The organism is Pseudomonas sp. KK4, assembly GCF_001984065.1.
Taxonomy (GTDB): domain Bacteria; phylum Pseudomonadota; class Gammaproteobacteria; order Pseudomonadales; family Pseudomonadaceae; genus Aquipseudomonas.
The window spans coordinates 56,804-66,852 of record NZ_LYVP01000021.1 but is presented as its reverse complement, the minus strand read 5'-3'; the positions used below and the strand labels follow the sequence as shown (position 1 = coordinate 66,852).

The window sequence follows — 10,049 nt, the reverse complement described above, 5'->3', positions numbered from 1 at the left end:
AGCCCAGCGGGAGCAAGCTCCCTCGCCACAAAAGCATTTACGCCGCAAAAGCCTGAAGCCCCCCCCGAAACGCCCCTGCATCCTCCGGATGCCGGGGCGTTTTTCTGTCCGCGATTCAATTTGCCTCCCCCAGGGCCGACAAAGTGGCAATATCAAGCCTTTGAATGCGGAGATAACGGATATGTCCCTACGCGCCCTGCTCACCACCCTACTGGTGACCTGCAGCTTTTCAGTCCTGGCCGCCACTGAAGTTGTGCCTTTGAACTATCACACCAGCGCCGACATGCTCCCGGTCGCGCAGGATTTCATCGGCAAGGAAGGCCAGGTCAGCGCCTACGGCAATCAGCTCATCGTCACTGCCGATCAGCGCAAGATCGACGAACTTAAGACCCTGCTGAGCCAACTCGATACCGCACCGAAACGCCTGTTGATCACCGTCGACACCAACGAAAACAATGTCCAGGGCGACCAGGGCTATTCGGTGAACGGCAGCAAGCCCAGCCAGGTGCGCATCATCAATCGCAGCACCGACAGCCGCGACGGCGGCATCCAGCAAGTCCAGGCCACCGACGGCATGCCGGCGCTGATCCAGGTCGGCCAGAGCGTACCGCTGACCAGCAGCCAGACCGACTCCTACGGCGACCTGCGCAGCCAGACCGAATACCGCAATGTCACCCAGGGCTTTTACGTCACCGCCAGCGTCACCGGCGAGATCGTCCACCTGTCGATCAGTACCAACCGTGACCGGATGAGCCAGGAACGTCCCGATGTAGTGAACGTGCAAAGCACCGACACAACCGTCACCGGACGCCTGGGCGAATGGATCCTGCTGGCCGGGGTAAACGGCCAGACCCAGGCCGATAAACAGGGCCTGACCCGCAGCTACGCTACCCAGAGTCGCAACGACATGACCCTGCGGGTAAAAGTCGATGCCTTGGACTAAACCACCGAAAACTGACTAACCAGTCGTGTTAGACCAAAGATGTAGTGCTTGAAAAAAAGCACTACAAAACGTTTGACGAGCCAAAAAAGCAAAGGCATGATGGCCTCGCTCCCGCTAATCAGGGGCCCTGGCAAGGGCCTTCGAGGCGATGTTCGCACCTACCCCGCGAACCGCTTCGTGTCTGTACCGCCCACAAGGTGTGTTTGACGAGGTTGTCGACTGGAACGAAGTTGTCCCGAGGGACGGAAGCGTAATTAGGTAACCCGGCACCACACTGATGTTCGTACCAAGGCCCACGACGCCCGAATGCGCCAGCAGTCCGCCTTTACCTGCTCACTTCCCCTCGAGCCCATCGTTCATCCCGTCGCCCTCCCCGCCGAACCCGACTTGACCACCTAAGCTTCTGGTCAGCGAGCGCAGGAATTTTCCACCGCAGAACAACTTTTCATAAAAGACGCGACGAGGTTTATCTCCCATGGCACTGACACGCGAACAGCAAATTGCAGCCCTCGAAAAAGACTGGGCTGAAAACCCGCGCTGGAAAGGCGTGACACGCACTTACTCCGCTGCTGACGTCGTCCGTCTGCGTGGCTCGGTTCAACCTGAGCACACCTTTGCAAAAATGGGCGCCGAGAAGCTGTGGAACCTGGTCACCCAGGGTGCCAAGCCAGCCTTCCGTCCTGAGAAAGATTTCGTCAACTGCATGGGCGCCCTGACCGGCGGCCAGGCCGTACAACAAGTCAAAGCCGGCATCCAGGCGATCTACCTGTCGGGCTGGCAAGTGGCTGCGGACAACAACTCCGCCGAATCGATGTACCCTGACCAGTCGCTGTACCCGGTGGATTCGGTTCCGACCGTGGTCAAGCGCATCAACAACTCGTTCCGTCGCGCCGACCAGATCCAGTGGAAAGCCGGCAAGAACCCGGGCGACGACGGCTACATCGACTACTTCGCGCCAATCGTGGCTGACGCCGAAGCCGGTTTCGGCGGCGTACTGAACGCCTACGAACTGATGAAAAGCATGATCGAAGCAGGCGCCGCCGGCGTTCACTTCGAAGACCAACTGGCTTCCGTGAAAAAATGCGGCCACATGGGCGGCAAGGTACTGGTTCCAACCCAGGAAGCCGTGCAGAAGCTGACCGCTGCCCGTCTGGCAGCCGACGTTGCAGGCACTCCGACCATCATCCTGGCCCGTACCGACGCCAACGCCGCTGACCTGCTGACCTCGGACTGCGACCCGTACGACCAGCCGTTCGTGACTGGCGAACGTACCCAGGAAGGCTTCTACAAAGTGCGCGCCGGTCTCGACCAGGCCATCGCTCGCGGTCTGGCCTACGCACCGTACGCCGACCTGATCTGGTGCGAAACCGCCAAGCCGGACCTGGACGAAGCCCGTCGCTTCGCCGAAGCGATCAAAAAGGAATACCCGGACCAACTGCTGTCGTACAACTGCTCGCCTTCCTTCAACTGGAAGAAGAACCTGGACGACGCGACCATCGCCAAGTTCCAGCGCGAACTGTCCGCCATGGGCTACAAGCACCAGTTCATCACCCTGGCCGGCATTCACAACATGTGGCACAGCATGTTCAACCTGGCGCACGACTACGCCCGCAACGACATGACTGCCTACGTGAAGCTGCAAGAGCAGGAATTCGCCGACGCCGCCAAGGGTTACACCTTCGTGGCTCACCAGCAGGAAGTGGGCACCGGCTACTTCGACGACATGACCACCGTGATCCAGGGCGGTTCGTCCTCGGTGACCGCACTGACTGGCTCGACTGAAGAAGAACAGTTCCACTGATCCGCTTCGCTGAGCAAACGGCCGTTGCGGACCGGATAGACAGCTAACCGCAATGCCGCTCCATCTGACGCCCCGACTGGTTCGGGGCGTTTTTTTGTCCACAAATCAATGCCCTCGATGGCCTATCAGTGACCTTCGACAGGCTCCACGGAACCTCTCACGCGCAAATAACGGAATGCAACCAGCGCAAACAGCAAGATGAAGCCCGTCACAACGGTGCTCGTGGTCATCACGCCACTTGTAAATGCAGCGTTCGCTTCTTCCAGAATTTGTATGGCCATTTCCTCGGGCTGGGTTTGGCTGACGGCGTGCGCTCCTCCCAACGTTGCAACTGCGTCAATCACTCTCTCAGACACTCCCTCGGGAACAGCAAAAGACAATCGATACAGCACGGCTACCGACCCTCCGATCAACGTGGTACCCAATACCACGCCAACCTCGTAAGCCGTTTCACTGACAGACGAGGCACTGCCGGCGCTTTCAGGCGGCACCGAGCCCAACACAAGATCGTTGGTCACGGTGGTGATGGCAGCGACACTGGCGTTGAGCAATACGAAAGCCACACCCACGGTCAGTGCAGTAGCTACGAACAATGCCATCATTGCGAAAGCCGCTGCTGCCAGTAACAAACAGCCGGCAACTACCCTGTTCGGTGCTTTCTTTTGCACTACTGGCACGATGGCGATGCCGGCGACAATCGCCAAAACCTGCCCAGGCACCAGAACCAAGGCGGCCAGCAACGGGGACAACCCAAAGACCAGCTGCAGCAATTGGCTGGTGAAGAAGATGAAACCGATCAACAAGCCCAGGCTCACAAGATTCGTCGCAATGGACACGCTGAATGCGCAAGAGGCAAACAACCTTAGGTCCAACAGCGGTTGCTCCAACGTTAACTGGCGACGCACGAAAGCCATCCCTAGCAATACGCCGGACAGTGCCCAGAGAACTGCCTGACCGTCGAAGCCGACCGTAGCCAGATGCTTGAGGCTTAACATCACCCCCGTCATAGCCCCGAGGCTCAGCAAAATGCTCAGGTAATCGGTTGACCTTCCCATCTGTCGTGGCGACTCGGTGATCATCGGCACCAAAAACACCACAGGCAGCAAGAACGGCAAAGCAACCAGAAAAACCGATTGCCAATCGAAATACTGCAACAACACACCACCCAGCAGCGGCCCCAATGCCGACCCAACGGTCAGGCAAGTGGCCCAGGCCGCCACCGCCAGGCGTCGCTCTTCTCGATCCTCAAATGCGGTACGGATCAGCGCCAGGGTTGCAGGCAAAACCATTGCGCCGAAACAACCCAACAGCGCACGCCCCGCAATCAGATGCCAGGCCTGCTGTGAAAACACCACAGCCACCGACACCCCTGCGAAACCCACACACCCCAGACATAGCATTCGTCGATGACCGAAGCGGTCTCCGGAACTGCCCATGGTCACCAACAATCCAGCCAGCACCAGCGAATAGGCATCGATCATCCATAGCTGCTCGGCAGCAGACGGATTCAGGGCGGCAGCGATTTGAGGCAAAGCGAAATTGAGAATCGTGTTATCGATGGTCACCAGCAAGACTGGAAGCATGATCACCAGCAAGGCCATGGCCTTTGAGCGGTCCTGGATGATGCAGAACAGGGGGGATACTGCTCCTTGCATTGGTGGCTCTCCTTGAAGGGTTGGCTATTTTGAAGAGGTGCTTGGCAGCCATCCATCCCAGAGATTCAAGCCAATCTTCGAAAGAGACAAATCTCACACTTTAAAAATCAGGGTCCGTAGGAAACTGCTTACACCCGGCAACCTCACTATCCCACCCCGGCAAAACCTGAGGAACAATCAAAATCAACTCGCAACAATTCCATACAGTGGCAGCTTTGCGAGCCGGGCCCTTGGCGTAGGATCACGCTCGCTACGATACGACTGGTTCGGGGCGTTTTTTTGCGTACGAAATATCATCCACCACAGATCTTCTGTGGGAGCGGGCTTGCTCGCGAATGCGGCAGGTCAGCTGACATCAACGCTGAATGTTGAACCGCATTCGCGAGCAAGCCCGCCCCCACATGAGCACGACGCCACAAAAATCAGCTGAAACCTACGCCGCCGCTACATGCAATAACGCCCATATAAGACAACTTCCCAACTCGCCACACCTTAAACAGTTTAAAAACCATCACAAACAATATTGATTATCATTTATAGCCAACTATATTCATTACGCCCCCTACAAAACATTATTGACGAAAACCCGGCTAATGCCCGCAACGCATGGGCTGCGTAGGTTTGCAGGTGCGCTATGTCCTTATTCCTATAAATAATTTCGCTATAGGAATTTTACTTGCAGGGTGTTGTGCCATAAAATCAGCGGGATTGATTGCTGCGACATATCGTCACTGCTTTGTTTCTTTTCAAGCTCAGAGACCTTTGCTCTCTGTTAAGGATTACCAGCATGCCCGAAGCGACAGGACTCATGGCCCACAACTGGGGCTTTGCCATTTTCCTTCTAGGCGTCATCGGCCTCTGTGCCTTCATGCTGGGCGTTTCCAGCCTCCTCGGGTCAAAAGCCTGGGGCCGCAGCAAAAACGAACCGTTCGAGTCCGGCATGCTACCTACAGGTGGCGCCCGCTTGCGGCTCTCCGCAAAATTCTATCTGGTCGCGATGCTGTTCGTGATCTTCGATATCGAAGCCCTCTTTCTCTTTGCATGGTCTGTGTCCGTCCGCGAAAGCGGCTGGACCGGATTCGTCGAAGCTCTCGTTTTCATAGCAATTCTGTTGGCAGGTCTTGTCTACCTATTCCGAGTGGGCGCCCTTGACTGGGCTCCGGAAGCTCGGCGCAAGCGGCAAGCGAAGCTGAAACAATGAGGCTTTGGCAATGCAATACAATCTCACCAGGATCGACCCCGATGCTCCTAACGAGCAGTATCCGATTGGCGAACGGGAAACCGTTTCCGATCCGTTAGAAGATCAAGTCCACAAAAACATTTTCATGGGCAAGCTCGAAGACGTGCTTAACGGCACGATCAACTGGGGGCGAAAGAACTCCCTGTGGCCGTATAACTTCGGTCTTTCGTGCTGCTATGTGGAAATGACCACCGCCTTCACGGCGCCCCACGACATCGCGCGCTTTGGCGCCGAAGTTATCCGGGCATCGCCGCGTCAGGCGGATTTCATGGTTATCGCCGGTACCTGCTTCATCAAGATGGCACCGATCATCCAGCGTCTGTACGAGCAAATGCTCGAACCGAAATGGGTTATTTCCATGGGTTCGTGCGCCAACTCCGGTGGCATGTACGACATCTACTCCGTCGTTCAAGGGGTGGACAAGTTCCTGCCCGTGGACGTCTACGTGCCTGGCTGCCCGCCCCGCCCTGAAGCTTTCCTGCAAGGCCTGATGCTGCTGCAGGAGTCGATTGGCCAGGAGCGTCGCCCGCTTTCCTGGGTCGTTGGCGATCAAGGCGTTTATCGCGCCGAGATGCCTTCCGAAAAGGAAAAGCGCCGCGAACAGCGAATCGCAGTCACCAACCTGCGCAGCCCCGACGAAGTCTGATCCAGTTCTGCTGTTTCACAGAAACGAACAACTGGCTTCATTCTTTACGTTGACCGAAAGCGATAAATAACCATGACTACAGGCAGTGCTCTGTACATCCCGCCTTACAAGGCAGACGACCAGGATGTGGTCGTCGAACTGAACAACCGTTTTGGCCCTGAGGCGTTTACCGCCCAGGCGACCCGCACCGGCATGCCGGTGCTTTGGGTTGCCCGCGCCAAACTCGTCGAAGTCCTGACCTTCCTGCGCAACCTGCCCAAGCCGTACGTCATGCTCTATGACCTGCACGGCGTGGACGAGCGTCTGCGCACCAAGCGTCAAGGGCTGCCCAGCGGCGCCGACTTCACTGTGTTCTATCACTTGATGTCGATCGAACGTAACAGTGACGTCATGATCAAGGTCGCCCTGTCCGAAAGCGACCTCAGCCTGCCGACCGTCACCAGCATCTGGCCGAACGCCAACTGGTACGAGCGTGAAGTCTGGGACATGTACGGCATCGACTTCAAAGGCCACCCGCACCTGTCGCGCATCATGATGCCGCCGACCTGGGAAGGTCACCCGCTGCGCAAGGACTTCCCGGCCCGTGCCACCGAATTCGATCCGTTCAGCCTGACCCTGGCCAAGCAACAGCTCGAGGAAGAGTCCGCGCGCTTCAAGCCTGAAGACTGGGGCATGAAACGCTCCGGCCCGAACGAGGACTACATGTTCCTCAACCTGGGTCCGAACCACCCTTCGGCCCACGGTGCGTTCCGCATCATCCTGCAACTGGACGGTGAAGAGATCGTCGACTGCGTCCCGGACATCGGCTACCACCACCGTGGTGCCGAGAAGATGGCCGAGCGTCAGTCCTGGCACAGCTTCATTCCGTACACCGACCGTATCGACTACCTCGGCGGCGTGATGAACAACCTGCCGTACGTGCTCTCGGTCGAGAAGCTGGCCGGCATCAAGGTGCCCGAGAAGGTCGACGTCATCCGCATCATGATGGCCGAGTTCTTCCGGATCACCAGCCACCTGCTGTTCCTGGGTACCTACATCCAGGACGTCGGCGCCATGACCCCGGTGTTCTTCACCTTCACCGACCGTCAGCGCGCCTACACCGTGATCGAAGCCATCACCGGTTTCCGTCTGCACCCGGCCTGGTACCGCATCGGTGGCGTCGCCCACGACCTGCCGCGCGGTTGGGAAAAACTGGTCAAGGACTTCGTCGAGTGGATGCCCAAGCGTCTGGACGAATACCAGAAAGCCGCCCTGGACAACAGCATCCTGCGTGGCCGGACCATCGGCGTCGCCGACTACAACACCAAGCAAGCCCTGGAATGGGGTGTCACCGGTGCCGGCCTGCGTTCCACCGGTTGCGACTTCGACCTGCGTAAAGCGCGCCCGTACTCCGGCTACGAGAACTTCGAGTTCGAAGTACCGCTGGCGGCCAATGGCGATGCCTACGACCGTTGCATCGTGCGCGTCGAGGAGATGCGCCAGAGCATCAAGATCATCGACCAGTGCCTGCGCAACATGCCGGAAGGCCCGTACAAGGCGGATCACCCGCTGACCACGCCGCCGCCGAAAGAGCGCACGCTGCAGCATATCGAAACCCTGATCACGCACTTCCTGCAAGTTTCGTGGGGCCCGGTCATGCCGGCCAACGAATCCTTCCAGATGATCGAAGCGACCAAGGGCATCAACAGTTATTACCTGACGAGCGATGGCGGCACCATGAGCTACCGCACCCGGATTCGTACCCCAAGCTTCCCGCACCTGCAGCAGATCCCTTCGGTGATCAAAGGCAGCATGGTCGCGGACTTGATCGCGTATCTGGGTAGTATCGATTTCGTTATGGCCGACGTGGACCGCTAAGCATGAACAGCACGCTTATCCAGACAGACCGTTTCACCTTGAGTGAAACCGAGCGCTCGGCCATCGAGCACGAGCTGCATCACTACGAAGACCCGCGCGCGGCGTCTATCGAAGCCCTGAAGATCGTCCAGAAGGAACGTGGCTGGGTGCCGGACGGCGCCCTGTACGCCATCGGCGAAATCCTTGGCATTCCGGCCAGCGACGTTGAAGGCGTGGCGACGTTCTATAGTCAGATCTTCCGTCAGCCGGTCGGCCGCCACATCATTCGCGTCTGCGACAGCATGGTCTGCTTCATCGGCGGCCACGAGTCGGTGGTCAGCGAAATCCAGAGCAAGCTCGGCATCGGCCTGGGTCAAACCACCGCCGACGGTCGTTTCACCCTGCTGCCGGTCTGCTGCCTCGGCAACTGCGACAAGGCGCCGGCGTTGATGATCGACGACGACACGTTCGGTGATGTGCAGCCAGCAGGCGTTGCCAAATTGCTCGAGGGCTACGTATGACCCTGACTTCCTTCGGTCCTGCCAACCGCATCAAGCGTTCGGCCGAGACTCACCCGCTCACCTGGCGCCTGCGTGACGACGGCGAAGCCGTCTGGCTCGACGAGTACCAGGCCAAGAACGGTTACGCCGCTGCACGCAAGGCCTTCGCCGACATGGCCCAGGACGACATCGTCCAGACCGTCAAAGACTCCGGCCTCAAGGGCCGCGGCGGTGCAGGCTTCCCCACTGGCGTGAAGTGGGGCCTGATGCCGAAAGACGAATCCATCAACATCCGCTACCTGCTGTGCAACGCGGACGAGATGGAGCCGAACACCTGGAAAGACCGCATGCTGATGGAGCAACTGCCCCATCTGCTGATCGAAGGCATGCTGATCAGTGCTCGCGCGCTGAAAACCTACCGTGGCTACATCTTCCTGCGTGGCGAGTACACCACCGCCGCCAAGCACCTCAACCGTGCCGTGGAAGAAGCCAAGGCCGCGGGCCTTCTGGGCAAGAACATCCTGGGCAGCGGCTTCGATTTCGAACTGTTCGTCCACACCGGCGCCGGGCGTTACATCTGCGGTGAAGAAACCGCACTGATCAACTCCCTGGAAGGTCGCCGCGCCAACCCACGCTCCAAGCCGCCCTTCCCTGCCGCCGTTGGCGTGTGGGGCAAGCCGACTTGCGTGAACAACGTCGAAACCCTGTGCAACGTGCCGGCGATCATTGCCGACGGCGTGGACTGGTACAAATCGTTGTCCCGCGAGGGCAGTGAAGACATGGGCACCAAGCTCATGGGCTTCTCCGGCAAGGTCAAGAACCCGGGCCTGTGGGAATTGCCGTTCGGCATCACCGGTCGCGAACTGTTCGAAGACTACGCCGGCGGCATGCGCGACGGTTACCAGCTCAAGGCCTGGCAACCCGGCGGCGCCGGTACCGGCTTCCTGTTGCCGGAACACCTGGACGCGCAAATGTATGCCGGCGGCATCGCCAAAGTGGGCACCCGCATGGGTACCGGCCTGGCCATGGCGGTGGACGACAGCGTCAACATGGTGTCCCTGCTGCGCAACATGGAAGAGTTCTTCTCCCGCGAGTCGTGCGGTTTCTGCACCCCGTGCCGTGACGGTCTGCCGTGGAGCGTCAAGCTGCTGCGCGCGATCGAGAACGGTCAGGGTCAGGCCGGCGACATCGAGACCCTGCTGGGTCTGGTCGGCTTCCTCGGCCCAGGCAAGACCTTCTGTGCTCACGCACCGGGCGCCGTGGAGCCGTTGGGCAGCGCAATCAAATACTTCCGCCACGAGTTCGAAGCCGGCATCGCGCCTACCAGCGCCGCCGTCCCGCCTCTGGCCAGGCCGATCGTAGTCGGCGCTTAACGCTTTAAAAAAGCGAAGGGTCCGTGCCTTTCGCTTTTCCCGCGATGACGCCTTC

8 protein-coding genes are annotated in these 10,049 nt (G+C 58.9%); 7 read left to right on the top strand and 1 reads right to left on the bottom strand.

The genetic code is table 11. The features are described from left to right. The first annotated feature begins 181 nt into the window (after positions 1-181). Positions 182-943, top strand: coding sequence for a secretin N-terminal domain-containing protein (locus B0W55_RS10515; protein ID WP_077045932.1), 762 nt, complete (start codon positions 182-184; stop codon positions 941-943). A 475-nt stretch (positions 944-1,418) separates the two neighbouring features. Beyond that, a complete protein-coding gene (aceA, locus tag B0W55_RS10510) occupies positions 1,419-2,744 on the top strand; it encodes an isocitrate lyase (RefSeq protein WP_046817165.1) in 1,326 nt (441 codons plus the stop codon). A 125-nt stretch (positions 2,745-2,869) separates the two neighbouring features. Here the strand turns inward: aceA and B0W55_RS10505 are convergent, their stop codons facing one another. Next, complete coding sequence (locus B0W55_RS10505; protein ID WP_077045931.1) at positions 2,870-4,399, bottom strand: MFS transporter; 1,530 nt, start codon at positions 4,397-4,399, stop codon at positions 2,870-2,872. Positions 4,400-5,186: 787 nt separating this feature from the next. On the opposite strand from B0W55_RS10505, the gene B0W55_RS10500 reads away from it, so the two are divergent. The 5 genes from B0W55_RS10500 (at position 5,187) to nuoF (ending at position 9,994) form a co-directional block, all read left to right on the top strand. Then, positions 5,187-5,600, top strand: coding sequence for an NADH-quinone oxidoreductase subunit A (locus B0W55_RS10500; protein WP_077045930.1), 414 nt, complete (start codon positions 5,187-5,189; stop codon positions 5,598-5,600). 10 nt (positions 5,601-5,610) lie between these two features. Continuing rightward, entirely contained in the window at positions 5,611-6,285 is a 675-nt protein-coding gene (locus B0W55_RS10495; protein ID WP_007946424.1) for an NADH-quinone oxidoreductase subunit B family protein, read from the top strand. Positions 6,286-6,357: 72 nt separating this feature from the next. Continuing rightward, complete coding sequence (nuoC, locus tag B0W55_RS10490) at positions 6,358-8,142, top strand: NADH-quinone oxidoreductase subunit C/D (protein WP_077045929.1); 1,785 nt, start codon at positions 6,358-6,360, stop codon at positions 8,140-8,142. 2 nt (positions 8,143-8,144) lie between these two features. After that, positions 8,145-8,642: an NADH-quinone oxidoreductase subunit NuoE gene (nuoE, locus tag B0W55_RS10485; RefSeq protein WP_077045928.1), complete on the top strand. Its 498-nt coding sequence runs from the start codon at positions 8,145-8,147 to the stop codon at positions 8,640-8,642. Then, a complete protein-coding gene (gene nuoF / locus B0W55_RS10480) occupies positions 8,639-9,994 on the top strand; it encodes an NADH-quinone oxidoreductase subunit NuoF (protein WP_077045927.1) in 1,356 nt (451 codons plus the stop codon). Before nuoE ends, nuoF begins: the two co-directional genes overlap by 4 nt. The last annotated feature ends 55 nt before the right edge of the window (positions 9,995-10,049 follow it).